The sequence below is a fragment of the Streptomyces sp. NPDC039424 genome (genome assembly GCF_055639495.1).
In genome coordinates, this window is record NZ_JBVKAI010000005.1 from 1 (window position 1) to 24,057 (window position 24,057).

At 73.1% G+C, this 24,057-nt stretch carries 15 protein-coding genes, 1 tRNA gene and 1 riboswitch; of the genes, 7 read left to right on the top strand and 9 right to left on the bottom strand.

What is annotated here, in order from left to right:
- Positions 1–440: 440 nt before the first annotated feature.
- Positions 441–989: a MarR family winged helix-turn-helix transcriptional regulator gene (locus ACZ7L0_RS14270; protein WP_471242757.1), complete on the bottom strand. Its 549-nt coding sequence runs from the start codon at positions 987–989 to the stop codon at positions 441–443.
- 134 nt (positions 990–1,123) lie between these two features.
- Here ACZ7L0_RS14270 and ACZ7L0_RS14275 point away from each other — a divergent pair, with 134 nt between their 5' ends.
- Positions 1,124–2,401, top strand: coding sequence for an MFS transporter (locus ACZ7L0_RS14275; RefSeq protein ID WP_471243207.1), 1,278 nt, complete (start codon positions 1,124–1,126; stop codon positions 2,399–2,401).
- 47 nt (positions 2,402–2,448) lie between these two features.
- Here ACZ7L0_RS14275 and ACZ7L0_RS14280 read toward each other — a convergent pair whose 3' ends face one another.
- Both ACZ7L0_RS14280 and ACZ7L0_RS14285 read right to left on the bottom strand, forming a co-directional pair.
- The gene (locus tag ACZ7L0_RS14280) at positions 2,449–4,107 is read right to left on the bottom strand and encodes an ATP-binding SpoIIE family protein phosphatase (RefSeq protein WP_471242758.1); all 1,659 of its coding nucleotides are present in this window, start codon (positions 4,105–4,107) and stop codon (positions 2,449–2,451) included.
- Between the two features lie 131 nt (positions 4,108–4,238).
- Positions 4,239–5,615, bottom strand: a complete 1,377-nt coding sequence (locus tag ACZ7L0_RS14285) for an NAD(P)/FAD-dependent oxidoreductase (RefSeq protein WP_471242759.1) — start codon at positions 5,613–5,615, stop codon at positions 4,239–4,241.
- A gap of 379 nt (positions 5,616–5,994) precedes the next feature.
- On the opposite strand from ACZ7L0_RS14285, the gene ACZ7L0_RS14290 reads away from it, so the two are divergent.
- Together ACZ7L0_RS14290 and ACZ7L0_RS14295 are read left to right on the top strand one after the other, a co-directional pair.
- Positions 5,995–6,771 carry a TetR/AcrR family transcriptional regulator gene (locus tag ACZ7L0_RS14290; protein WP_471242760.1) on the top strand — a complete coding sequence of 259 codons (777 nt, stop codon included), beginning with the start codon at positions 5,995–5,997 and terminating at the stop codon, positions 6,769–6,771.
- A 201-nt stretch (positions 6,772–6,972) separates the two neighbouring features.
- Positions 6,973–8,805: a sigma-70 family RNA polymerase sigma factor gene (locus tag ACZ7L0_RS14295; RefSeq protein WP_471242761.1), complete on the top strand. Its 1,833-nt coding sequence runs from the start codon at positions 6,973–6,975 to the stop codon at positions 8,803–8,805.
- 15 nt (positions 8,806–8,820) lie between these two features.
- Here ACZ7L0_RS14295 and ACZ7L0_RS14300 read toward each other — a convergent pair whose 3' ends face one another.
- Complete coding sequence (locus ACZ7L0_RS14300; RefSeq protein ID WP_471242762.1) at positions 8,821–12,255, bottom strand: BTAD domain-containing putative transcriptional regulator; 3,435 nt, start codon at positions 12,253–12,255, stop codon at positions 8,821–8,823.
- A 100-nt stretch (positions 12,256–12,355) separates the two neighbouring features.
- Positions 12,356–14,440, bottom strand: a complete 2,085-nt coding sequence (locus ACZ7L0_RS14305) for an asparagine synthase-related protein (protein WP_471242763.1) — start codon at positions 14,438–14,440, stop codon at positions 12,356–12,358.
- 693 nt (positions 14,441–15,133) lie between these two features.
- Here ACZ7L0_RS14305 and ACZ7L0_RS14310 point away from each other — a divergent pair.
- The 4 genes from ACZ7L0_RS14310 to ACZ7L0_RS14325 are packed head-to-tail and all read left to right on the top strand — an operon-like array spanning position 15,134 to position 20,082.
- The gene (locus tag ACZ7L0_RS14310; protein ID WP_471242764.1) at positions 15,134–16,558 is read left to right on the top strand and encodes an MFS transporter; all 1,425 of its coding nucleotides are present in this window, start codon (positions 15,134–15,136) and stop codon (positions 16,556–16,558) included.
- Positions 16,559–16,597: 39 nt separating this feature from the next.
- Complete coding sequence (gene lhgO / locus ACZ7L0_RS14315; RefSeq protein ID WP_471242765.1) at positions 16,598–17,851, top strand: L-2-hydroxyglutarate oxidase; 1,254 nt, start codon at positions 16,598–16,600, stop codon at positions 17,849–17,851.
- 35 nt (positions 17,852–17,886) lie between these two features.
- Entirely contained in the window at positions 17,887–18,711 is an 825-nt protein-coding gene (gene trmB, locus ACZ7L0_RS14320) for a tRNA (guanosine(46)-N7)-methyltransferase TrmB (protein ID WP_471242766.1), read from the top strand.
- 42 nt (positions 18,712–18,753) lie between these two features.
- Positions 18,754–20,082, top strand: a complete 1,329-nt coding sequence (locus ACZ7L0_RS14325) for a PrsW family intramembrane metalloprotease (RefSeq protein WP_471242767.1) — start codon at positions 18,754–18,756, stop codon at positions 20,080–20,082.
- A gap of 48 nt (positions 20,083–20,130) precedes the next feature.
- Here ACZ7L0_RS14325 and ACZ7L0_RS14330 read toward each other — a convergent pair whose 3' ends face one another.
- The 4 genes from ACZ7L0_RS14330 to ACZ7L0_RS14345 all read right to left on the bottom strand — a co-directional run bounded on the left by ACZ7L0_RS14330 (position 20,131) and on the right by ACZ7L0_RS14345 (position 23,928).
- Complete coding sequence (locus ACZ7L0_RS14330) at positions 20,131–21,075, bottom strand: aldo/keto reductase (RefSeq protein ID WP_471242768.1); 945 nt, start codon at positions 21,073–21,075, stop codon at positions 20,131–20,133.
- 108 nt (positions 21,076–21,183) lie between these two features.
- Complete coding sequence (locus tag ACZ7L0_RS14335) at positions 21,184–22,215, bottom strand: M23 family metallopeptidase (protein WP_471242769.1); 1,032 nt, start codon at positions 22,213–22,215, stop codon at positions 21,184–21,186.
- A gap of 11 nt (positions 22,216–22,226) precedes the next feature.
- Positions 22,227–22,395: riboswitch (cyclic di-AMP (ydaO/yuaA leader) on the bottom strand.
- A gap of 236 nt (positions 22,396–22,631) precedes the next feature.
- Positions 22,632–22,705, bottom strand: a tRNA-Met gene (locus tag ACZ7L0_RS14340).
- Positions 22,706–22,797: 92 nt separating this feature from the next.
- Positions 22,798–23,928: a dihydrofolate reductase family protein gene (locus ACZ7L0_RS14345; protein ID WP_471242770.1), complete on the bottom strand. Its 1,131-nt coding sequence runs from the start codon at positions 23,926–23,928 to the stop codon at positions 22,798–22,800.
- Positions 23,929–24,057 lie beyond the last annotated feature (129 nt).

The following is a 24,057-nucleotide window of genomic DNA, read 5'->3' on the forward strand; positions in this document are numbered from 1 at the left end:
ACTCACCCTCTCGGGCTTTCCTCCGGGCTTCCCTTCGGTGTTTCCGACTCTATCAGACTGTTTCCGGTCCGATTTCCTCGGTGCTTTCCAGGTTCCCGCTCTCGCGTTTCCCTTTCCGGCGGTTCCGACTCTATCAGATCCTTTCGGCGTCTGATTCCCCGTCAGAGGGGGTTGTCTTCCCGGCTGTTGGGCCGTTCCGACGTCTCAAACCTTAGCGGATCCTCTCGGCGATTCCCAATCGGGCCGCCGAGTCCCTATTCGAATTGAATTCCGGGCACGCCGAAATCAACCCCGTCGGGAGATCGTGCTGATGGTTTGATGTGCCGCTCGCGGCGGCGGAGGTGCTGTCGAAGAACCGTTACGGCTCCGCGGCAACCCGAAGAACTCTACGGAACGGGCAGGGGCGTGTCAAGCGACCCCTGTCAAGGTCTTTGTTGCGCTCAGTCCAGGTCGCTGAGTCGGCCGCCTGCGTCCGGCTGGGCATGCTCCACGCGACGTAGGAGCCGGGTCAGGACCTCGCCGAGTACGGCGCGCTCGGCCGGGGTGAGGTCCTGGAGCAGGTCCTCCTCGAAGACGGTCGCGAGGCGCATGGCCTCCAGCCACTTCTCCCGGCCCTCGGGCGTCAGCTCGACGATGACCCGCACGCGGTTGGACTCGTCGCGCTCCCGGGTGACCAGTCCCTCGGTGACCAAGCGGTCGATGCGGTGAGTCATCGCGGCCGGGGTGAGGCCGAGCCGCTTGGCGAGGTCGCTGGGGCCCATGCGGTAGGGGGCGCCGGAGAGGACCAGGGCCTTCAGCACCTCCCACTCGGCGTTGCTGATGCCCAGGGCGGAGGTCTGACGGCCGTACGCGACGTTCATACGGCGGTTCAGGCGGGACAGCGCCGACACGATCTTCTCGACCTGGGGGTCGAGGTCCTGGAACTCGCGCTGATAGGCGGCGATCTGTTCTTCGAGTGTCGGCTCTGTGACGCCGGGGGTGTCGGCCATGGGCGCAGTATCGCACGGAGCCCCTTTGCCTTGAAGTCCTTCGATGTGTACTCTTTAGCTTCGAACTTTAGCTTCGAAGTCTTCACACCTAACTAGTGAGAGAGGTGAACGTGACCAGGGCGATGGGCGCAGCGATGCGCCGGATCCACGTGGGCAACGCACTCAGCGCGTTCGGGCTCGGCTTCACCGTCCCCTACCTGTACGTCTATGTGGCGCAGGTGCGGGGGCTCGGGGCCATGACGGCGGGGCTGGTCCTCGCCGTCTTCGCGGTGGCGGCGCTGATCGTGCTGCCGTTCGCCGGCCGGGCGATCGTGCGACGTGGCCCGCTGCCGGTCCTGCTCGCCGCCCTGGTCACGGCCGCACTGGGGGCACTGGCGCTGGGGCTGGCGGGGAGCGCGGTGACCGTGCTGCTGTCCGCGGCGGCGCTGGGGGCCGGGCAGGCCGTGACGCAGCCGGCGCTGGCGACGATGATCGTGGACTGCTCGTCGGCGGACACGCGGTCGCGGGCGTTCGCGACGCAGTTCTTCCTGCAGAACCTGGGGCTCGGGATCGGCGGCCTCATCGGTGGGCATCTGGTGGACACGACCCGGGTCTCCTCCTTCACTCTTCTCTTCGCGATCGAGGCGGCGGTGTTCCTGCTGCTGGTCGTGGTGATGTCGACCGTGCGGATGCCGCACGCGCCGCGTATCGAGGACACGCCGGCCGGGGCGGCGCAGGGGAGCGCGAGGGGAAGCTGGAAGCAGCTGCTGGGCAACCGGGCCATGGTGCAGCTGTGCGTGCTGGGCTTCGTGCTGTTCTTCGCCTGTTACGGGCAGTTCGAGTCGGGTCTGAGCGCGTACGGCGTGGAGGCGGCCGGGATATCCACGTCCGCGCTGGGGACCGCGCTGGCCGCGAACACGGCGATGATCGTGGTGGCGCAGTTCGCCGTGCTGAAGTTCGTGGAGCGGCGGCGGCGGTCGCGGGTGATCGCGGCTGTGGGGCTGATCTGGGCCGTGGCGTGGGTCGCGGCCGGGTACGCGGGGCTGGGGCATGGCAGCCGGGAGATGGCCACGGCCGCGTTCGTGTCGACGTACGCGTTGTTCGGGCTGGGTGAGGCGATGCTGTCGCCCACGGTGGCTCCGCTGGTGGCCGATCTGGCGCCGACCGGGATGGCCGGGCAGTACAACTCCGCTTTCGCTCTGGTGAAGCAGCTCGCGCTGGCTGTCGGGCCGGCCGTGGGCGGGCCGCTGGCGGCCTCGCTGCACGGGCCGTATGTGGTGACCTTCCTGCTGTTCTCGCTGGGGATCAGTGTGCTGGCGGTTCGGCTCGGCCGGTCCCTGACGGAGGCGCAGGACCGTCCGTGGGTGGCTGCGTCCAGTCGGGTGGTGGCCCGGGGTGGAGCCGCGGCGGAGCCGGTGGCCGCGGAGGCCTAGGCGCCCGCGGCTGGTGCGGGGGACCGGTGGCGCGGTCGGCTATGGCGTCACGATCGCGGCAACACGAACTCGCACCACACCGCCTTCCCGCCCCCCGGCGTCCGCCGTGATCCCCAGTTGGACGCGATGGTCGCGACGATGGCGATGCCCCGGCCCGACTCGTCGCCGGGCTCGGCGCGGCGGCGGCGTGGGAGGTGGTCGTCGCCGTCGGTGACCTCGACGATGAGGCGGCGGTCGGTGCGGCGCAGGCGGAGCCGCATGGGCGGGGTGCCGTGCTGGAGGGAGTTGGCGACCAGTTCGGACGCGGCCAGGACGCCGAGGTCGTGCAGGTCGGCCGGGAAGCGCCAGCTGGTGAGCACGCCGGAGGCGAAGGCACGCGCGCGTGGTGCCGCTTCCACGCCGCCGAGGAGTTCCAGGGCGGCGTTGCGGAAGAGGTCGCCGTCGGGGCCCGTACGGGCGGGGTGCTGGAGGACGAGGACGGCGACGTCGTCGTCGTGGTCGGCGGTGACGCCGGCCGAGCGGACGAGGCGGTCGCAGACGACCTGGGGGGTGCCGGTCGCTCCGGCGAGGGCGCGCTCCAGGGATGCGATCCCCTCGTCCAGGTCCTCGTTGCGCCGTTCCACCAGGCCGTCGGTGTAGAGGACCGCCGTGGAGCCGGGGCCCAGCGGCACCGAGCCGGACGCGTGCATCCAGCCGCCGGTGCCGAGCGGCGGGCCGGTGGGTTCGTCGGCGCGCTGGACGGTGCCGGTCTCGTCCCGGACGAGGATCGGGAGATGGCCGGCGGAGGCGTACACCAGCCGGCCCTCGTTCGGGTCGTGGATGGCGTACACGCAGGTGGCGATCTGGTTGGCGTCGATCTCGCCGGCGAGGCCGTCGAGGAGCTGGAGGACCTCGTGCGGGGGGAGGTCCAGGCGGGCGTACGCGCGGACGGCCGTGCGGAGTTGACCCATGACCGCGGCGGCCCGCACGCCTCTGCCCATGACGTCGCCGATGACGAGCGCGGTGCGTCCGCCGCCGAGCGTGATCACGTCGTACCAGTCGCCGCCGACCGCGGCCTCCGTGCCGCCGGGCTGGTAGGTGGCGGCGATGCGGAGGTCGTCGGGCTGTTCGAGTTCCTGGGGGAGCAGGGAGCGCTGGAGGGTCACCGCGGTCTCGCGCTGGCGGCGTTCGCTGGCGCGCAGCCGGGCGGCGGCCTCGGCGTGGTCGGTGACGTCGGTGGCGAAGACCAGGACGGCGCCGTCCGCGGAGCCGCCCCGGTCGCCGTCTTGGGCGACGGGGGTGCAGGTGAAGGTGTAGGAGCGGCCGTCGACGGCCTTGCGGGACTTGAGTGTGCGGGGCTTGCCGCTGCGCAGGACCTGGTCGAGGAGGGGCATCAGGCCCAGTTCGGCCAGTTCGGGGAGCGCGTCGCGGGCGGGTACGCCCGGGGGGCGTGCGCCGAAGGCCGCGGTGTAGGCGTCGTTGAGGTAGGCGATGCGGTGGTCCGGGCCGTGCACCAGGGCGACGAGGGCCGGGACGCGGTCGAGGACCTCGCGCGCGGGCAGTTCGTCGACGGTGGGCACGGACGGCGTCCCGTCGCTCGTCTGTTCGGCGCGGGCCGCGGGCACGGAGTTCTCCCCCCGCCGGTCCGGGGAGACCGCGTGCTCGGTCCGCGCTGCGGCGCGGCGCTGTGTTCCGGGGAGCCGGGCGCTCCAGCGCGTGAAGTTCACAGTGGGGAAAGCCTCGTGGGTGCTGAGGGCGGGCGGGGTACCCGTCCGAGGACGTGGGGCAGTCTCGCAGGATGGCCGTCCGGGCGACATCCCTCAGACGCCGGGGTGGGCCGTGGAGTTCCTGGATCCGGTCAGGACGACCCCTTCGGGTCGTTCGTGGGGCTGTGAGGAGGCTTTCCACCGGCCGCCAGTTCGAACTCCGCGCGGGGGTGTTCGAGTGAGCCGAGGGAGACGATCTCCCGTTTGAAGAGCCCGGCGAGGGTCCACTCGGCGAGCACGCGGGCCTTGCGGTTGAAGGTGGGCACCCTGCTGAGGTGGTAGACGCGGTGCATGAACCAGGCAGGGTAGCCCTTCAGCTTGCGCCCGTAGACCTGTGCGACGCCCTTGTGCAGCCCGAGGGAGGCGACGGAGCCGACGTAAGCGTGCGCGTACGTCTCCAGGGGTTCGCCGCGCAGCGCGTGGACGATGTTGTCGCCGAGGACCTTGGCCTGGCGTAGCGCGTGCTGGGCGTTGGGCGGGGTCTCGGCGCCGGGTTCGGCGGCGGTGACGTCGGGGACGGCGGCGGCGTCGCCCGCGGCCCAGGCGTGCTCGGCGCCGTCGATGGTCAGCTGTGGGGTGCACCGGAGCCGGCCGCGCTCGCCCAGCGGCAGGTCGGTGGCGGCGAGCAGGGGGCTGGGTTTGACGCCGGCGGTCCAGACGACCGTACGGGTCGGGAAGCGCTGGCCGTCGCTGAGTACGGCGACGCGGTCGGCGCAGGATTCGAGGCGGGTCTCGAGCAGCACCTGGATGCCCCGGCGGCGCAGCTCGGTGACGGTGTAGCGGCCCATCTCGGCGCCGACCTCGGGCAGGATGCGGTTCGAGGCCTCGACGAGGATCCACTTCATGTCCTCGGGCCGGACGTTGTGGTAGTAGCGCGTGGCGTAGCGGGCCATGTCCTCCAGTTCGGCGAGCGCCTCCACCCCGGCGTAGCCGCCGCCGACGAAGACGAAGGTGAGGGCGGCGTCGCGGATGGCGGGGTCGCGGGTGGAGGAGGCGATGTCGAGCTGCTCGATGACGTGGTTGCGCAGGCCGATGGCCTCCTCGACGGTCTTGAACCCGATGCCGTGCTCGGCGAGGCCGGGGATGGGGAGGGTGCGGGAGATCGAGCCGGGGGCGAGGACGAGTTCGTCGTAGGCCAGCTGTTCGGCGGGGCCGCCCTCCTCGGTGGCGAGCGTGGTGAGGGTGGCGGTGCGCCCCGCGTGGTCGATGGAGGTCACCTCGCCGACGACGACATGGCACTGCTCCAGGACGCGGCGCAGCGGTACGACGACGTGGCGGGGGGAGATCAGACCGGCGGCCGCTTCGGGGAGGAACGGCTGGTACGTCATGTAGGGGTCGGGAGTGACGACAGTGATGTCGACGTTGCCCTGCCTGAGCTCCCGTTTCAGCTTCCGCTGGAGGCGCAGGGCCGTGTACATCCCGACGTAGCCGCCGCCGACAACGAGAATGCGCGCACGTTCCTTCACCATCCCATGACGCACCCGGCGCTGTTGTTTGTCCACAGGCCCGGCAATTTGTGTGACCGGGGCGGGGGCGTGCGCGGGGGGCGCGTGATCGGCGGATCGGGGCGAAAGGGGGCAGGTCAGCGGGGGCGGGCAGGTGGGCGCGGGGGTGCGGAATCGGGACGTATGTGCCCCGTACTCCGATCGGGGGGCGCTCTGTGCGGAACCTGCCCCTTCTGAATTGACAGCCTCTCAACTATGTTCGTGTCGACGGGGTGTAGGGGATGTGGTCGAAACGGGCCCGCGACGGGTGGTCCCGGTCATGACCGGTACCCGTTCCGCGCACTCCGCGAATCAGTGCGGGGAGAGTCTCCGGGGGGAGACGTCATTAACCGGGGGAACACATATGCATATTCAGGACACTCATTGGGCATCGGCGTCCACTCTCGCGCCCGGTGGCGCGGTGGTGGGCTCGGCGATGAGCGCGGCGGCGGGCAACGGACGCGGGGACGGTGCGCGGACGACGCCGCTGCGGGTGGACGCACAGCGCAATCTGGAGCACGTGCTGCGTGCGGCGCGTGAGGTCTTCGGCGAGCTGGGTTACGGCGCGCCGATGGAGGATGTGGCGCGACGGGCGCGGGTCGGTGTCGGCACGGTGTACCGGCGCTTCCCGAGCAAGGACGTCCTGGTGCGGCGGATAGCCGAGGAGGAGACCTCCCGGCTGACCGACCAGGCGCGTGCGGCGCTCGGTCAGGAGGACGAGCCGTGGTCGGCGCTGTCGCGCTTCCTGCGGACGTCGGTGGCCTCGGGTGCGGGGCGGCTGCTGCCGCCGCAGGTGCTGCGGGTCGGCGTCTCGGAGGACGGCGGCGACGCCGTGGCCGAGGAGGCGCGGGTGCCGCAGCAGCGCACCCAGCCGGGCACCGGTGAGCTGCGGCTGGTGCCGGAGCAGCCGGTGACGGTGGTCGGGGACGACGCGGGGGCGGCGGCGCTGCTCGAGGTGGTGGGCCAGCTCGTGGAGCGGGCGCGCGCGGCGGGCGAGCTGCGGCCGGACGTGTCGGTGTCGGACGTGCTGCTGGTGATCGCGACGGCGGCGCCCGCGCTGCCGGACCCGGCCCAGCAGGCGGCGGCCTCGGCGCGGCTGCTGGACATCCTGCTGGAGGGGCTGCGGTCCCGGCCGGTGTGACGGTTCCGGCGCGTCGATCATGTCGGGCGGGGCGGGCCCTTGGGCCTTCCCCGTCCGGGTGACGTCCGGTACCGCCGGGCGACAAGTCCGCTCGGATGAGTGGATGGTCCGTCCGGCGGGGTCCGGTACGAAAGTCCGTGTGGCACTCTGACCCGGTGATCGGGTGGGGCTTGACTGGGCTGGTGGCGGGGGCTTTCCGCGATGAGTGGTGAGGGGCGGGAGGGGCGCGCCGAGGGCGGTGTCCCGGCCCAGCGCGAGGGCGGTGTTCCCCCGTCGGGTCGGCGGCCGCCGACCGACGGCGAGCTGATCGGGCGGATGCGCGCGGGTGACGACGGCGCGTACGAGGAGTTGTACCGGCGGCACGCGGACGCGGTGCGCCGTTACGCCCGTACCTGCTGCCGGGACGGCCACACCGCGGACGACCTGACCGCCGAGGTCTTCGCCCGCATGCTGCAGGCGGTGCGCGGCGGCTCCGGACCCGAGTACGCCGTGCGCGCCTATCTGCTCACCTCCCTGCGGCGCGTGGCCGCGCACTGGTCGAAGTCGGCCCGGCGCGAGCAGCTCGTGGACGATTTCGCGGTGTTCGCGGCGCAGTCCGCGCGCGCCTGCGAGGTGCCGGACAGCCGGACCGTGGACCTGGGCGCCGATGTGCGCGCGATGCACGAGGCCGAGCAGTCCCTGGCCGTGCGGGCGTTCCGCTCGTTACCGGAGCGCTGGCAGGCCGTGTTGTGGCACACCGAGGTGGAGGACGAGTCGCCGAGCGAGGTGGCCACGCTCTTCGGGCTGGACGCCAACGGCACCCGCGTGCTCGCCAGCCGCGCCCGCGAGGGCCTGAAGCAGGCCTACCTCCAGGCCCATGTCAGCGCGGCCCTCGCCGACGACGAGCAGTGCGCCCGGTACGCCGACCAGCTCGGCACGTACGCCCGGCGCAGGCTGCGCACCCGTGCCGAGCGGGGGCTGCGCAAGCATCTGGAGGAGTGCGCCAGGTGCCGACTGGCGGCCGCCCAGATCGAGGAGGTCGCCGCCGGTATCCCGGCCGTCGTGCCGGTCGCGGTCATCGGCTGGTTCGGTGCCGCCGGGTACGCCAAGGCGCTCGGGATCATCGCCGGGGGCGCGGGGGCGGGCGCCGCGGGAGCAGCCGCGGCGGCGGGCGGCTCGTCCGGCGGGGCGGGTGGCGGGGCAGCGGTCTCGGAGGGGCTGGGCGCGCCGGTGAAGGCCGGTATCGCGGCCGGGGTGGTGGCGGCCGGGGTGGCCGCGGTGGGGCTTGCCCTGATGCATCACGACGAGCCCGTGAAGGAGACGGCCAGGCCGTCCCCGTCCGCCCCGGCGGTCGTGCCGGAGTCACCGGTCCCGGCACCCTCGGCGCCCTCGGCACCCGCTGCGCCCTCGAACAAGGCGCCCGCGCCCGTCAGGCCGGTCATGGTGCCCGGGCCGACGCCTGCCCGGACGGCGCCGACGGCGCCCACCCCGTCCCCCACGTCCGCATCCGGGGCGGGCCCCGGGCCGACGCCGCCCCGTCCCTCTACCCCCGCGCCCACCTCCGAGCCGAGGCCGAGGCCCGCGCCGACCCCGACGCCCACTCCCCCGTCGGCGCCGACGCCGGTCGTCTACCAGTGGAGCGAGCTGCGGTACGACGTCACCGGTGACGGCACGGCGCCCGAGATGCGGATCCACGAGAGCGGCTGGGTGTGGCAGCGGTACGGCGTGGCGGTCGCCGGCAAGCGGTACGCGCACGGTGTGACCGTCCACGGCGCGTCCTCCGTCACCATCGACCTCAACCGCTCGTGCTCCGCCTATGACGCGCTGGTCGGTGTCGACGACCTGACGCTGGGGCTCGGCAAGGTGTCGTTCTCCGTCTACGCCGACGGCACCCGGCTGTGGAAGTCCGGGATCCTGCGGGGCGGGGCCCCGGCCGTCCCCGTCCATGTGAGTCTGGCCGGACACCGGACCGTACGGCTGGTGGTCGAGCCGCACGGAGCCCTCGACTCGGCCCTGCTCGCGGACTGGGCGGAGTCCAGGTTCACCTGCCGCTAGGTGGTGTCGTTCGGATCAGCCCGGATCAGGCCGCGGCGTCTGGTGCGGTGCATCGCAAGGCGGAGCGTCACCCGCGTACTGGGCGTACTCGGGTGATGCGACAACGCGGCGAGGTGCCGTGCCAGGCGTCGCGGACCCGGGGGGATCCGAACGACACCCCCTGGCCCCGCCGGTGGCGGTCGGCGTCCTGCCCAGCTCGCGCAGTACGTCGTCCGCGGTGAGCGAGGCGCCCCGGGTGCGCTCGGCCGTGAAGCGGTCGCCGGGCAGGGTCGCGCGGGCGGTGGCGACGACCCGCTCGGCCCGTGTGCGCTCCGGCTCGGGGCGTGGGTGGCCGCCGCGCCAGTGGTCGCCGGCGGCGAACAGCCGGACCGCTCCGGCCAGGTCGCCGAGCCGGGCCAGCAGGTCCGCGGCGATGTCCACGAGCGTCGCCGTGATCGTCTCCGCACAGCGCTGCTCGACGGCCTCGCGCAGGGCGTGGGCGATGATCGGCAGCCCGTGCGCCGGGCCCGACTCGCCGGCCGTGATGAGCGCTTCCGTCGCGTGCAGCCCGGCCATGAACTGGGGCGGAGGGGTGCCGTTCCTCGTCTCCGCGCGTGCCGCCTCCCACAGCTCGCGCGCGCCGGCGATGTTCCCGCCGTCCTGGGCGATGTGCGCCCGCAGCAGCAGGACGAACGCCCCGGAGTCCGCCACTCCGTACCGCTCGGCCGCCGTGCTCGCCTCGTCCAGGGCGGCCAGTGCGGTGTCGCGGTCCCCGGAGCGGTAGGCGATCTCGGCGAGGCGGGCGACGAGGAACGGCGACTCGGTGTGCGCGCCCACCTCGTAGGCGAGCCGCAGCGCTTCCTCGTACTCGCTCCTTGCCTCGTCGAACCGGCCGCGCGCCATGGCCGCCTCGCCCGCCGCGCTGCACACCTGCGCACGCATCCAGCGGTCGCCCACGCGCCTGCTGAGCACCCGCAGTTCGGCCAGGTCCTCGTCCACGCCCTGGAGGTTGCCGGGTGAGTCGACGACCATGTGGGTGCGGAACATCAGGACGACGCCCATCTCCCAGTCTCCGCCGTATCGGCGGCAGTTGGCGACCACCTTGTCCATGATGGGCCGGATGTCGACCGGGCCGCCCAGGTAGTAGGAGCTCAGCGGCCAGACGATGCCCGGCAACCGGGCGGCTCGTGGACCGCCGCCCTCGAAGGCGGCCCGTACCCGGGCTATGTAGGCGGGGGCCCGCTCGTCCGCTGCGAGGTCCCGGGAGGCGGCCTCGGAGGTCAGGAAGAGGTCCAGCATCCGCAGGTCCATGCGCAGGGCGTACCGGGGATGCCCGGTCTGCCCGTCCGGGGCGTCCAGCAGGGCGCCCACCGGGTCGGCGGATTCGGCCAGGGCGAGCAGGTCCGCCGCCGGGGCGCCCTCGGGGAGGGTGTCCAGGGCGACACCCAGGCACAGGACGCGCTGCACCCACTCCACGGCCTCCTGGCGGTAGTTCCGCAGCCACCAGAACCAGCCCATGCCGAGGACGAGGGCGCCGGCCTCCTCCTCGTCGCCGGCGCCCACCGCGCGGTCGAGGGCCGCGCGGATGTTGTCGAGGTCGGTCTCCAGACGGGAGATCCACGGGAGCTGCTCCCCGGACCGCAGCAGCGGCTCGGCCTCCTCGACCAGCGCGCGCACCCATGCGCGGTGCCGCCGCTCGGCCGCCGCACGCAGCTCGGGGATTTCGGCGGCGCGCTCGGCGGCGTACTCGTGGATGGTCTCCAGCATGCGGTACCGCATGCCGCTCGCAGGGGCCGTGCCGTCCCGCTCGCCCGGGGCGGCCACGATCAGGGACTTGTCGACCAGCGCGCCCACGAGGTCCGCCGCCGGGCCGGTGCACACGGCCTCCGCCGCCGCGAGGTCCCAGCCGCCGGCGAACACCGACACCTCGCACAGCATCGTCCGCTCCCGCTCGTCGAGCAGGTCCCAGGACCAGTCGACGACCGCGCGCAGGGTCTGCTGGCGGGGCAGGACCGTGCGGCTTCCGGAGGTCAGCAGGCGGAAGCGGTCGTCGAGGCGGTCGGCGATCTGCCGGGGTGTCAGCAGTCTGAGCCGGGCGGCGGCCAGTTCGATGGCGAGCGGCAGCCCGTCGAGGCGGCGGCAGATCTCGTCCACGGCCGCGGTGTCCTTCAGCACGTCGGCGGCGTGGGGACGGACGGCCGCCGCGCGCTCCGCGAAGAGGCGGTGCGCCTGCTCGGGGACGAGGGGTTCGACCGGGCGCACCGACTCGCCGGGGACGCCCAGGGGTTCACGGCTGGTGGCGAGGATCGTGAGTCCCGGGCAGCGGGTGAGCAGTGTCTCGGCGAGGTCGGCGGCGGCGCCGATGACGTGTTCGCAGTTGTCGAGGATCAAGAGCTGGCTGCGCGGGGCGCAGTACTCGACGAGCAGGGCGACCGGGTCGGCCTGGGGCGTCACCAGGTCGTTGGTGATGAGCACGGTCTCGCGCAGACCGAGCGCGCTGACCACCGCGCCGGGTACCGCCTCCGGCCGGTCGAGCCGGGCGAGTTCGACCAGCCAGGCCTGCGGGTGCCCGGCGGCGGCCTCCTCGGCGAGCCGGGTCTTTCCCGAGCCGCCGGGCCCGGTGAGGGTGACGAGACGGGCCCTGTGCAAGTCGGAACGGACGGCCGCGAGTTCTGGTTCCCGTCCGACGAACGAGGTGAGGCGGGGGCGGATGTTGCCGGTGCGGCGGGGTGCCGGTGCCGGTGCCGGTGGGGTCTCCTGCCTGAGCAGCGACGCGTGCAGGGACCGGAGTTCCGGGCCCGGGTCGGTGCCGAGGGTGTCGGCCAGGGTGCGGCGGGCGGATTCGTACGCGGCGAGGGCGTCGGCGGTGCGGCCCGTGTCGCGCAGGGCGCGGATGAGGAGGGCGTGCAGCGGTTCGTCGTACGGGTGGGCCGTGGTCAGTTCCCTCAGCTCCGGTACGACGTCGGCGGCGTGGCCGAGTCGCAGGGCCGCGTCGGCTCGGGCGCGGACCGCCTCCAGCCGGAGGGCCTCCGGGCGGGTGGCGGCGGTGCGGTCGGGGAGGTCGGCCAGGGCGGGGCCGCGCCAGAGCGCGAGGGCCTCGGTCAGGGTGCGGGAGGCGGTGGCCGGGTCGCCGCGGTCGAGGGCGGTGGTGCCGTCGCGGACCAGGCGCTCGAAGACGAAGAGGTCGACGTCGTCCTCGCTCGCCGTGAGGCGGTAACCGCCCGGGGCCAGGGCGACGGTGTCCTTGCCGACCGCACGGCGGAGCCGGCCGACCAGGGCCTGGAGGGCGGCCGGGGCGTCCTGGGGCGGGTCGTCCGCCCAGACCTCGTCGATCAGGGTGTCGGGGGTGGTGGTGCGGCCCGGGCGCAGGGCTAGGGCGGTGAGGAGGGCGCGCAGGCGTTGGCCGCCGAGGGGCAGGGGGGTGCCCTGGTCGTCCGTCGCTTGGGTCGCGCCCAGGATTCTGTACCGCACCGGATCATTGTGACGGGGGTACGGCGGGACGGCACGGGACTTCGGGCACCGTTGTCGCTGCTGCGCCGTCCGACGGGCGGCGCGGGCGTGTTGACGGACCTCAGCCGCCCGAGGCCAGCGCCCCGCGCCTCGGTGTGATCCCGGAGGGCACCGCACGCGCGCGTGCCGGTGTCCCCGTCCAGCATGTGCCGCGGCGGGAGAGCAGGCGGCGCAGCCACAGTTCCAGGGAGACGAGGTCGGCCAGGCCGTCCAGGGGGAGGGGTTCGCCGGCCGCCGCGCCGCGCAGGGCCTTGCGGACGACGCGGGCCTCGACCAGACCGGCCTCGGCGAGCAGGGGGGTGGCGAAGAGGGAGACGAGGGAGTCGGCGGCCACTCTCAGGCCGGTGCGGGCGGCGGCGGCCGAGGAGGCGTGGGAGGGGGCGCCCCAGCCGGGCGGGAGGTCGGTGATGCCGGTGCCCTCCAGGACCGTGCGCAGGATGTCGGCGCGTGCCCCGGGCCGGACGCGGAGGGCTTCGGGGAGGGCGCGGCAGGCGCGGACGACCTGGTTGTCGAGGAAGGGGGTGTGCAGGCGCTGGAAGCGGATCTCGGCGGCCTGTTCGAGGACCCGGATGTCCGCCGCGTAGCGGGCGAGTGCGGCACGCGCGCGGTAGTCGCCGGGGCGCTGGCCGGGGCCCACGCCGGAGCGGTGGGCCGCACCCTGCAGCAGAACCGATACTTCAGCGAGTGCCTCCCCGGTCAGCCAGCGGGCCGCCGGGCCGGGTCTGGCCCAGGTGAGTGCCGCGAGGGACGCGCCGACCGCGCCTCCCGGTTCGTCGAAGCGGCGGCGCAGCAGCCGCTCGGCGAGCGCCTCCACACCGGTTCGGTACGGGGTGCGGGCCAGCCGCCGTGCCGCGCTGTACACGCGCGCGGGGACCAGCACCGAACCGTCGGCCTTGGCCAGCGCGGCGACCGGCCGCACCAGGTGGCGTCGTTTGCGGTCCATCAGCAGGTCGGCCAGGCGGGCGGGGTGCGCGTCCAGGACCTGGCGGGCGCCGTGTCCGGTGAAGTGGTCCGCGCTGCCGGCGGCCAGGCGCGCGCGATGGCGGGCCGCCGCGATCAGGGACGGGCCGGGCTCGTCCGTGAGCGGGCCGTCCAGGTCGGCGTAGGGCAGGACCTCCTCGTCGCCGGTCACCACCACGTGGTGCAGGCGCGGGTTGGCCGCGAGCGTCCCCGCGCGTTCCAGTTCCGCCTCCCGGCCGCCCACGGCCAGGTCGTTGAAGGTGACGGCCAGCAGCCGCTCGCCCGCGCCCGTGCCGTGGCCCAGGACCGTGCCGGGCATACCCGGCAGCCCTGCCGCCAGCAGGGCGAGGGTGCCCGACGCCGGGCCGCCGGACAGGTCGGCGCCGATCCCCGGTACGGGCATCCCGCGCGCGGCCCGCCGCTCGGCGGGTCCCATGCCGGGCACCGGGCCGGGGTCGATGTCGGCGCCGGGGACGTGCCGGGGCGCGGAGAGGCGGGCCCGGACCGCGTCCACCAGCGCGTCGCGCACCGCGTCCACCGCGCTGTCGGGGTCGGCGGACGGCGCCGCCACCGCGAGGGAGGCGACCGGCTCGTACCCGGCGATCTCTCGCGCCCCGGCGCGCAGGATCAGTGCGTGCCCCGGCGGAACGCGTCGCACGCCGTCGTACGGCGTGGAGTCGTACAGCGCGGCCGGTACGTCAGGGGCGGCGAGCAGGGCCGCGAGGTGGCCGAAGTCGAGGTTGGCCTCGATGAGGTCGGCGAGCGGCAGCGCGGCCGTGGCATAGGCCGTGCCGCCCGCCCAGGGGGTGTGGAACACCGGGCGGGCGCCCGCGAGGTCGCCGCAGACGGTGACGCGGCGGCCGACCTGGACGACGGCCGTGTAGCTGCCGGGCCAGGTCGTCAGATGCCTGAGCGCGCCCCCGCGCGCGGTGAACAGGCCGAGCCGCAGCTCCTCGTCGGAGGCGCCGCAGGTGCCCAGGACGGCGATGCGGTTCTGCGCGTCGGCCTTGACCACGCGCACCTCGTCCGGGCGCCAGTCGCCGACCGCCCACAGGGGATCCGGGTCGCCCCACAGGAGCTGGGAGCCGACCGGGTGGACGGTCTCGCCGTCGTCCCCGGCGGCGCCGGCGGAGCCGATTCCGGCGGCCCCGGCGGCGGTGCTGCTCCATCCCACCAACCACCGCATGGACGCCTCCACAGACTGTGGACAACCAGTGCACCGTACGAACCGGGTCCATGCTGCCATGAAGAACGCGCCCCCGAGGGGCGACGGCGCCGCCTTTGATCCCATCGGCGCGACTGCGCGCGCGTGCCCGCACGAAGGCCAACCTCCGTACACCGCACGGCGACTGCGGCACGAATGCGCCCCCAAAACGCTCCCCGAAAACGCCCTTCGCGCCCTCAACTACCGTGGTAGGAGCGATGATCGCCCGTTGGAGGCGGGGTCGATTTTCGGCCAATTCGGCACGGCGCAGGCAGGCTTGCGCACGCTCCGTACATGTTCTGCGCAGCGCACAGAACAGCGCACAGTCCGGGAGGCGGGCATCGCCTCCCGGACCGGTCCGCCACCCGCGGGGATGTAGGTGGCGGTGTCCCCCAGCCCACTGGATCCAGTACAGCGGGCCGACCCACGCACGAGCCATGGAACCGCTTGCCGGGTGGCCGGAGAAGAGCGCACGCACAGGCGCACGGCCACACGGCGGGGGCACGCCGCGACAGCCCGTGCACGGTGCGTACAGGGCGCGCGCTCACGTACGGACCACAATCCCGCCATCCGGAAGAATGCCCCTTAACGCTTGGGATGCGGCGAACTACGCTGGGTTTACGAATGCCGCGTGGTTATGCCAGCGCGGCAGCCGTCTGTGTCGAGGGGTGGCGCATGTCCAGGGAGCAACGCGGGCCGAACGAAAAACTCGGCACCGTTCTCGCCCTCGCGGGAATCAGCAACGCAGGCCTCGCGCGACGCGTCAACGACCTTGGCGCCCAACGTGGTCTGACTCTTCGCTACGACAAGACGTCGGTGGCGCGCTGGGTGTCGAAGGGCATGGTGCCGCAGGGTGCCGCGCCGCATCTCATCGCCGCAGCCATCGGCCAGAAGCTCGGCCGCCCGGTGCCGCTCCACGAGATCGGCCTGGCGGACGCGGATCCCGCGCCCGAAGTGGGCCTCGCCTTCCCCAGGGACGTAGGACAGGCGGTGCGGACGGCGACGGAGCTGTACCGTCTCGACCTCGCCGGGCGCCGGTCCGGCGCCGGCGGCATCTGGCAGTCACTGGCCGGGTCGTTCGCGGTGAGCGCATACGCAACGCCCGCCTCACGGTGGCTGATAACCCCCGCCGACAGCTCGGTCGCGCGGGACGCGAACCCCACCGAGGGCTCCGGCGCACCGATCAAAGTCGGCCACAGCGATGTGCAGAAGCTGCGGGAGGCAGCCGAGGACGCCAGGCGCTGGGACTCCAAATACGGAGGCGGCGACTGGCGTTCGTCCATGGTGCCCGAGTGCCTGCGGGTGGAGGCGGCACCACTGCTGCTCGGCTCGTACTCGGACGAGGTCGGCCGCGCTCTCTTCGGCGCCAGCGCCGAACTCACCCGCCTGGCGGGCTGGATGGCCTTCGACACCGGCCAGCAGGAGGCCGCCCAGCGCTACTACATCCAGGCGCTGCGCCTCGCGCGGGCGGCGGCGGACGTTCCGCTGGGGGGCTATGTGCTGGCCTCCATGTCCTTGCAGGCGACCTACCGGGGCTTCGGCGACGAGGGCGTCGACCTCGCGCAGGCCGCCCTGGAGCGCAACCGCGGTCTGGCCACCGCCCGCACCATGAGCTTCTTCCGCCTGGTCGAGGCACGCGCGCACGCACGCGCGGGCGACGCCCAGGCGGCCGGGGCGGCCCTGAAGGCGGCCGAGGGCTGGCTGGAAAGGTCCCGCGACGGCGACCAGGACCCGTCCTGGCTCGGTTTCTACGGCTACGACCGCTTCGCCGCCGACGCCGCCGAGTGCTACCGCGATCTGAAGGCACCCCGCCAGGTCCGCCGCTTCACCGAGCAGGCGCTGTCGAAGCCGACGGAGGAGTTCGTGCGCTCGCACGGGCTCCGGCTCGTCGTCTCGGCCGTCGCCGAGCTGGAGTCGGGCAATCTGGACGCGGCCTGCGAGCAGGGCGTACGGGCGGTCGAGGTCGCCGGGCGGATCTCCTCGGCGCGCACCACCGAGTATGTGAAGGATCTCCTGCACCGGCTGGAGCCGTACGGCGACGAACCGCGCGTGGTCGAGCTCCGCGAGCGCGCCCGGCCCCTGCTGATGGCTCCGGCCTGACCCGGGCCTCCCGGGTTTGAGGGCATTGTCAGTGGCGCAGTGCACTATCGGAACCGGGAGGTGGTGCAGGTGGCGCGGCAGGTGCGGGAGATCGCGTACGACTGTGACGTGCTGGTGGTCGGGGGCGGGATCGTCGGCCTGTCGACGGCGTACGCGATCACGCGTGCGGCGCCGGGCACGCGTGTGACGGTGCTGGAGAAGGAGCCGGGCCCGGCCCGGCACCAGACGGGCCGCAACAGCGGCGTCATCCACAGCGGGATCTACTACCGGCCCGGGTCCCTGAAGGCCCGGTACGCGGTGCGGGGCGCCGCCGAGATGGTGAAGTTCTGCGCGGAGTACGGGGTGGCGCACGCCGTCACCGGCAAGCTGATCGTCGCCACCGAGCGCGAGGAGCTGCCCCGGCTGCACGCGCTCGTGCAGCGCGGCCGGGAGAACGGGATTCCGGTACGGGAGCTGGGCCCGGCCCAGATTCAGGAGTACGAGCCGGAGGTGCGCGGACTCGCGGCCATACACGTCGGGACGACCGGCGTGTGCGACTTCGGCGGGGTCGCGCGGCAGCTGGCCGAGGCGTCCGGGGCGGAGATCCGGTACGGGGCGCGGGTGGTCCGGGTGGACCGGCGCCCGGAGCTCGGGGTCGCGGTGCGGACGGCGGCCGGGGACGTCGTGCGGGGGCGGGTGCTGGTGAACTGCGCCGGGCTGTACTGCGACGAGGTGGCCCGGCTGACCGGGGACGAGCCCGGCATGCGGATCGTGCCGTTCCGGGGGGAGTACTACGAGCTGGCGCGGCCCGAACTGGTGCGGGGGCTGGTGTATCCGGTGCCGGATCCGGCGTTCCCGTTCCTCGGGGTGCATCTCACCCGCGGGATCGACGGCGGTGTGCACATCGGGCCGAACGCGGTGCCGGCGCTGGCCCGGGAGGGGTACGGCTGGGGGGTCGTGCGGCCACGGGAGGTGGCGGGGACGCTGGCGTGGCCGGGGGCGTGGGCGATGGCCCGGCGGCACTGGCGGTACGGGCTCGGGGAGTTTCGGCGGTCGGCGTCGAAGGGGGCGTTCACCGAGGCGGTGCGCAGGCTGCTGCCCGTGGTGCGGGAGGACGACCTGGTGCGGGCGCCCGCGGGCGTGCGGGCGCAGGCGGTGTTGCGGGACGGGACGCTGGTGGACGACTTCCTGATCCGGGAGGGGGCACGGGCGGTGCATGTGCTGAACGCGCCGTCGCCCGCGGCCACCGCTTCGCTGCCCATCGGGAGGTCGGTGGCCCGGCGGGCACTGGCCGTGCTGGACTCGGCACGGTGACCCTCGCCAGGGGCTCCACTAAAATCGACCTCACTGTGTCTGACTCGTTGAACACCCCCGAAACCCCCGGCACCCCGCTTCCCGCCCCCGGTGGGTCCATCCGGCACAGCCGGGCCAAGGGGGAGCCCCGCTTTCCGGACGGGCCCAAGGCCGATCCCGCCGGTTCGCACTTCGAGCGGCGGATCCGGAGTTTCCAGCCCCGGCGGAGCCGGGTGACGGCGGGGCAGGCGGACGCGCTGCAGCGATTGTGGCCCAAGTGGGGCCTGGACATCGACGGGCAGCGGGGCGTCGATCTCGGTGAGCTGTTCGGGAACGACCGGCCCGTGGTGCTCGAGATCGGGTTCGGGATGGGCGAGGCCACCGCGCGGATGGCCGCCGGGGACCCCGACACCAACATCCTCGCCGTGGACGTGCACACCCCCGGGCAGGGCAACCTGCTCAATCTGGCCGACCGGAACGGGCTGTCCAACATCCGGGTCGGCAACGGCGACGCCATCATCCTGCTGCGCGAGATGCTCACGCCGGACTCGCTCGACGGGCTGCGGGTCTACTTCCCGGACCCCTGGCCGAAGAAGCGGCACCACAAGCGGCGGCTGATCCAGCCGGAGTTCCTCAGTCTGGCCGCGACCCGGCTGAAGCCGGGGGCGATCGTGCACTGCGCGACCGACTGGGAACCGTATGCCGAACAGATGCTCGAAGTGCTGAACGCGCACCCGGACTTCGAGAACACCCGGTCCGACGGCGGCTTCGCGCCCCGGCCCGGCTTCCGGCCGCTGACCCGTTTCGAGGGGCAGGGGCTGGAGAAGGGTCATGTGGTGAATGATCTGCTCTTCCGCCGCGTACAGCGTCGCGAGCGATAAAGAGCTCCGGAAGAAGAGGGTCGATCTCGTTAGGGCCATGCCGTGACCACCAGTCCCCCGTACCCGACGCAGCCCCCCGGCCCCGCCGGCGGGGTGAGGCGGCACCCGCACTGGTGGCAGCGGCGGTGGGTGCGCTACGGGGCGCTCATCACCCTGCTCGCGCTCTCCGGGCTGGTGATCCTCGCGCTCGTGCGGCGGCAGACCGGCACGGACGGGTTCCTCGTCGGTCTCGGACTGGCCGTGCTGCCCGTCCCGCTGCTGATAGCCGCCTTCCGGTGGCTGGACCGGGTCGAACCCGGGCCCTGGCGGAACATGGTCTTCGCCTTCGCCTGGGGCGCCTGCGCCGCGGCGCTGATAGCCATCGTCGCCAACAGCTTCGCCACCCGGTGGATAGCCACGGCCACCGCCGACCCGTCCGGCGCCGACACCCTCGGCGCGACGGTCATAGCGCCCGTCGTGGAGGAGTCCGCCAAGGCCGCCGCCGTCCTGCTCGTCTTCCTCTTCCGCAGACGGGACTTCACCGGGATCGTGGACGGCGTGGTGATAGCCGGGGTCACCGCCACCGGGTTCGCCTTCACCGAGAACATCCTCTACCTCGGAACCGCCTTCGGTACCGACCAGCTCAGCGGCGACCGCGGCATCGCCTCCGTCACCGCAGCGACCTTCTTCGTGCGCGTCATCATGTCCCCGTTCGCGCACCCGCTGTTCACCGTCCTGACCGGCATCGGCTTCGGCATCGCCGCGCTCTCGGCCGACCGGCAGCACGTGCGGCGCGTCCTGGTGCCGCTCGGCGGGCTGCTGCTCGCGATGAGCATGCACGCGTTCTGGAACGGCTCCTCGACCTTCGGCGAGTACGGCTTCTTCGCCGTGTACGGGACCTTCATGGTGCCCGCGTTCGGCCTGCTGACCTGGCTGGTGATCTGGACGCGGCAGCGCGAGCTGCGGACCGTGCGCGAGGAGCTGCCGGCCTATGTCCTCGCCGGGTGGCTGGGTCCGGGCGAGCCGTTCGCGCTGGGCTCGATGCGGGCGCGGCGGCTGGCCCGCGACTACGCCCGCCACCACCTCGGCAGGCCCGCGGCACGCGCCGTGGAGCAGTACGAGGCCTATGCGACGTCCCTGGCGTTCCTGCGGCACCGGGGGCGGCGCGGGCGGGCGGGCGCCGACTTCGTCGTACGGGAGCAGGAGTTGCTGCACGAGCTGTGGAGCCGCCGGCAGGTGGCGCGGCCCGCGCTGGAGTACGCGGCGCGGACGTCGGCACCGGTGGTCCCGGCGCCCTGGCCGGTGTACGGGGTGCAGGGCGCGTACGGATACGGGTCCGGGTACGGGTATCCCTACGTCGCCCATCCGGCGTACAACCCGTACCGAACCTAGGCGTCGCGGGGCAGGCGGGACTTTGCGGACACGGCCTAGGGCCTGGTCCTACGCCGACGCCTCGGTGAGCCTCTTCAGCTCCTCCTGGGTGAGCTCCAGCTCCGCCACCCCGAGCAGGGCCGGCAGCTGGTCCACCGTGCGGGCCGAGGCGAGGGGGGCGGCGACCGTCGGCTGGGCGGCGAGCCAGGCGAGGGCCACGGTGGCGACCGGGACGGCGTGCGCGGCGGCGATCTCGTCCAGGGCGGCGAGGACCCGCCTGCCGCGCTCGGACTCCAGGTGCTTGGCGGCACCGGCCGCCCGGGTGCTGTCCACGGTCGTACCGGGGCGGTATTTGCCCGTGAGGAAGCCGGAGGCGAGGGAGAAGTAGGGGACGACCGCGAGGCCGGCGCGGGTGGCGACGTCGCGCAGGGGGCCCTCGTAGGTGTCGCGCGAGACGAGGTTGTAGTGCGGCTGGAGCGCCACGTACCGGGCGAAGCCCTCGCACTCGGAGAAGTCCAGGGACTCCTGGAGTCGCTCCGGCGTGATGTTGGAGGCGGCGATGTGCCGGACCTTGCCCGCCCGGACCAGCCCGTCGAGCGCCCCGATGATCTCCTCGACGGGGACTTCGGTCTTGTCGAAGTGGGTGTAGTACAGGTCGATGTGATCGGTGCCGAGGCGGCGCAGGGAGGCGTCGGCCGCGGCCCTGATGTTGTCGGCGGTCAGACCCGGGTACTTGGGGTGCTGGCTGACCTTGGTGGCGATGACGACGTCGGAGCGGTTGCCGCGGGCCTTCACCCAGTTGCCGATGATGGTCTCGGACTCGCCGCCCTCGTTGCCCTCGACCCACGCCGAGTAGGAGTCGGCGGTGTCGAGGAAGTTGCCGCCGGCCGCCGCGTAGGCGTCGAGGACGGCGAAGGACTGCGCCTGGTCGGCGGTCCAGCCGAAGACGTTGCCGCCGAGGGAGAGCGGGAAGACCTGGAGGTCGGAGGAGCCGAGTTTGCGGGGAGAAGTCATGCCTTGATTCAACGACCGAACCGGTGGCAGGCATTCCGCATACGGGGAAACCGGCAGCCCTGACGTCGGGGGGTTGTCGTCAAGGCCGCCAGGGACCGGAGGTGGGGGTCAGGGGGTGAGGCCCTTGCCGCGCAGCCACGCCATCGGGTCGATGCCGGTGGGCTGGCCGCCGGGGTGGACCTCGAGGTGGAGGTGCGGGCCGGTGACGTTGCCGGTGGCGCCGACGCGGCCGATGACCTCACCGGTGCCGACCTTCTGACCGGCCTTGACGTTGATCGAGGACTGGTGGCAGAACCACAGCTCGGTGCCGTCGTCGAGGGTGAGGATCGTGCGGTAGCCGTAGGAACCGGCCCAGCCCGCCTCGGTGATCGTGCCGCTGTGGACGGCCTTGATCAGCGTGCCGGTCGGCGCGGCGAAGTCGAGGCCGGTGTGGTACCCGGAGGACCACATGGCGCCGGCCTGGCCGAAGGTCGAGGTGATCGTGTACGAGGAGGTCGGCAGCGTGTACTGCTTGGCCAGCTTGGCGAGGCGGTCGGCCTCGGCCTGCTTCTCGGCGGCGTCCTCCGCCTTCTCCTTGGCGGCGGCGGCCTTGGCGGCGGCCTCCTTCTCCGCCTTGGCGGCCGCCTCGGCGGACTGCTTCTCGGCGGCGGCCATGGCGCGGGCGGTGGCCTTGCCGGCGACCTGGCTCTGCTGCAGCTCGGCCTGGGCCATGATCCGGCTGCGCAGTGCCTCGCCGGCGTCGGTGGTGCCCTCGTCGGTGCCGGCGGAGGCCACGCCGACGTGGGTCAGGGTGGCCGCCTCGGCCTTGGCGCCGCCGGCGTCGTCGCTCAGCAGGGAGCTGACGGACGCCATGTCGGGCAGGGAGATGGAGACCGGCGGCTTGCCGGTGTTGGCGCTGGCCATACCGCCCGCGCCGACGGCGGCTATGACACCGACGCCGAGGACGGTGGAGCTGCGGGCGAGTCCGCCGCCGCGCTGCTTGCTGACGCGGTGCCGGCCGCGTACCGGGGGGAGGGACTCCTCGGTGGGGTTCCACTCCTCCCAGGGGCCCTCGTCGGTGCGGTACTCGCCGTAGCCGAAGGTCTCGGTGCGCTGGCTCGGCACGAACGGGGCGGTGGGGGCAGGCCGGTTTGACGCCACGCGGGCGTGCTCCTTTCCTTCCGTATCGCCTACCGGGTTAGCTGACGGGTTCGGAGCGGGAAGGTCTCCTACGCGCGTATATCTCTCGTGGACTCAACGTGAGTTCACGATGGTGTACGCGTGATTCACCCCAAGGTGGTGGTTCCCCGGTTCCCTCGCGGGATTCGGCAGTGCGCACGGAGCCGTCTCGGGTGACGGCTGGGACGACCGCGCTGCGTTATCGAACGTTAATAGACCTACCTGTCAGTTTCCAAGCTGTTCCACTTGATCATTAACGTTTTCACAGGGGACCTTACCGGCCATCACCGGTGAAAACCGGGCGAGTTGACTGCTTCGCGCGCCAGGGGGCGGAGGCCGCCGGGGGAAAACACTCAGGGCCGGGATCCATGTACTGGATCCCGGCCCTGAGCCTTCAGTAGCGGGGACAGGATTTGAACCTGCGACCTCTGGGTTATGAGCCCAGCGAGCTACCGAGCTGCTCCACCCCGCGTCGTTGTGACTCCAGTGTACGCCATGCGCAGGACAGCTCGTACACGGGTTTTCGACCTGCGGTTTTCCGCCCGTGCCCGCACGTGCTCGCGGTCAGCTCGGCAGGTGCCGGTTCGGCTCCTTCGCCGCGGCCTCGTACTCCGGCAGGACGACCACGTCCACGCCGCCGGCCGCCAGCAGCCCGCTCCCGTCGGCCCCGGCGACGAACGTGTCCGGCTCCCGCCATGCCGTGACCACTCTGCGTACTCCCGCGTCGAGGATCAGCCGGGCGCACGGCGCGGGCCGGGAGGTCCGGCGGGCGCACGGTTCGAGGCTGCTGTACACCGTGGCGTCGGCCAGCCGGGGGTCGCCGGCCGGGATCTTGGCCAGCGCCGCCTCCTCCGCGTGGACCACGGGATCGCCCCCCTCCCGCGAGTGACCGCGCGCGAGCTCCGTCCCGTCGGCGGCCACCACCACCGCCCCCACGCTGAACGCCGTCTCGGAGGGCGGGCACAGCGCCGCCAGCTCGCAGGCGATCCGCAGCCAGTGGCGGTCGGCAGCGGCGGCCGCGGCGCCGGTGCCGGGCGCGGTGGGCTCGTAGCGCATCAGGACGACGTCCTCGATGCGCCGCGCCTCCAGCAGCCGCAGCCGTCCGGCCTGGTAGCCCCCGGGCCCGAAGAGGCGGGGCGCGGCCGGGTCGCCGACGAGCAGGGGGGCCAGGACCAGGTGCAGCTCGTCGGCCAGGCCCTGCCGCAGCAGCTGCGTGTGGATGGTTCCGCCGCCCTCGACCATCAGGCGCCGCACCCCGCGCACCGCGTACAGATGATCGAGTACGGCCGGCCAGTCGAGGTCGGCGCCCAGCGGGACGACGTCGGTCGCGAGGCGCCGTGCGCGGGCCCGCTCGGCGCCCTCGTCGGTCGTGTAGAGGACCTTCTCGCCGCCCGTGTGCCAGAAGTTCGCGTCCGGGTCCAGGTCGCCGGAGCCGCTGACGGTGACCTTGAGGGGGTACTCGGCCTGCCCTGCGGCGAGCCTGGCCGCCCGCCGCTCGGGCGAGTTGACCAGCAGCCGCGGATTGTCGGCGCGGATGGTGCCGGCGCCGACCAGGATCGCGTCCACGGACGCCCGTACCTCGTCGACCCGGTCGAAGTCGGCCGGGCTGGAGAGCAGCAGCCGGTCGGGGCCGGTGTCGTCGAGGTAGCCGTCGAGGGAGACGGCGGCGGACAGCAGGACGTACGGACGGGGCATCGACGCACTCTCTTCCGAGGACGGACGAAGGCGGGCAGAAGGCGGGCGGAAGGTGGACAGAAAGCCGCCAGGTGGCAGGCCGACGGACATGGCTCTTGGTTCAAGTTTGAAACAAACCTACACTGGCCG

Excerpts from the sequence above, each read along its gene's own strand:
- ACZ7L0_RS14270 (WP_471242757.1), bottom strand. The coding sequence starts at position 989 with ATGGCCGACACCCCCGGCGTCACAGAGCCGACACTCGAAGAACAGATC.
- ACZ7L0_RS14275 (WP_471243207.1), top strand. The coding sequence starts at position 1,124 with ATGCGCCGGATCCACGTGGGCAACGCACTCAGCGCGTTCGGGCTCGGC.
- ACZ7L0_RS14285 (WP_471242759.1), bottom strand. The coding sequence starts at position 5,615 with ATGGTGAAGGAACGTGCGCGCATTCTCGTTGTCGGCGGCGGCTACGTC.
- ACZ7L0_RS14290 (WP_471242760.1), top strand. The coding sequence starts at position 5,995 with ATGCATATTCAGGACACTCATTGGGCATCGGCGTCCACTCTCGCGCCC.
- ACZ7L0_RS14295 (WP_471242761.1), top strand. The coding sequence starts at position 6,973 with ATGAGTGGTGAGGGGCGGGAGGGGCGCGCCGAGGGCGGTGTCCCGGCC.
- ACZ7L0_RS14305 (WP_471242763.1), bottom strand. The coding sequence starts at position 14,440 with ATGCGGTGGTTGGTGGGATGGAGCAGCACCGCCGCCGGGGCCGCCGGA.
- ACZ7L0_RS14310 (WP_471242764.1), top strand. The coding sequence starts at position 15,134 with ATGTCCAGGGAGCAACGCGGGCCGAACGAAAAACTCGGCACCGTTCTC.
- ACZ7L0_RS14330 (WP_471242768.1), bottom strand. The coding sequence starts at position 21,075 with ATGACTTCTCCCCGCAAACTCGGCTCCTCCGACCTCCAGGTCTTCCCG.
- ACZ7L0_RS14345 (WP_471242770.1), bottom strand. The coding sequence starts at position 23,928 with ATGCCCCGTCCGTACGTCCTGCTGTCCGCCGCCGTCTCCCTCGACGGC.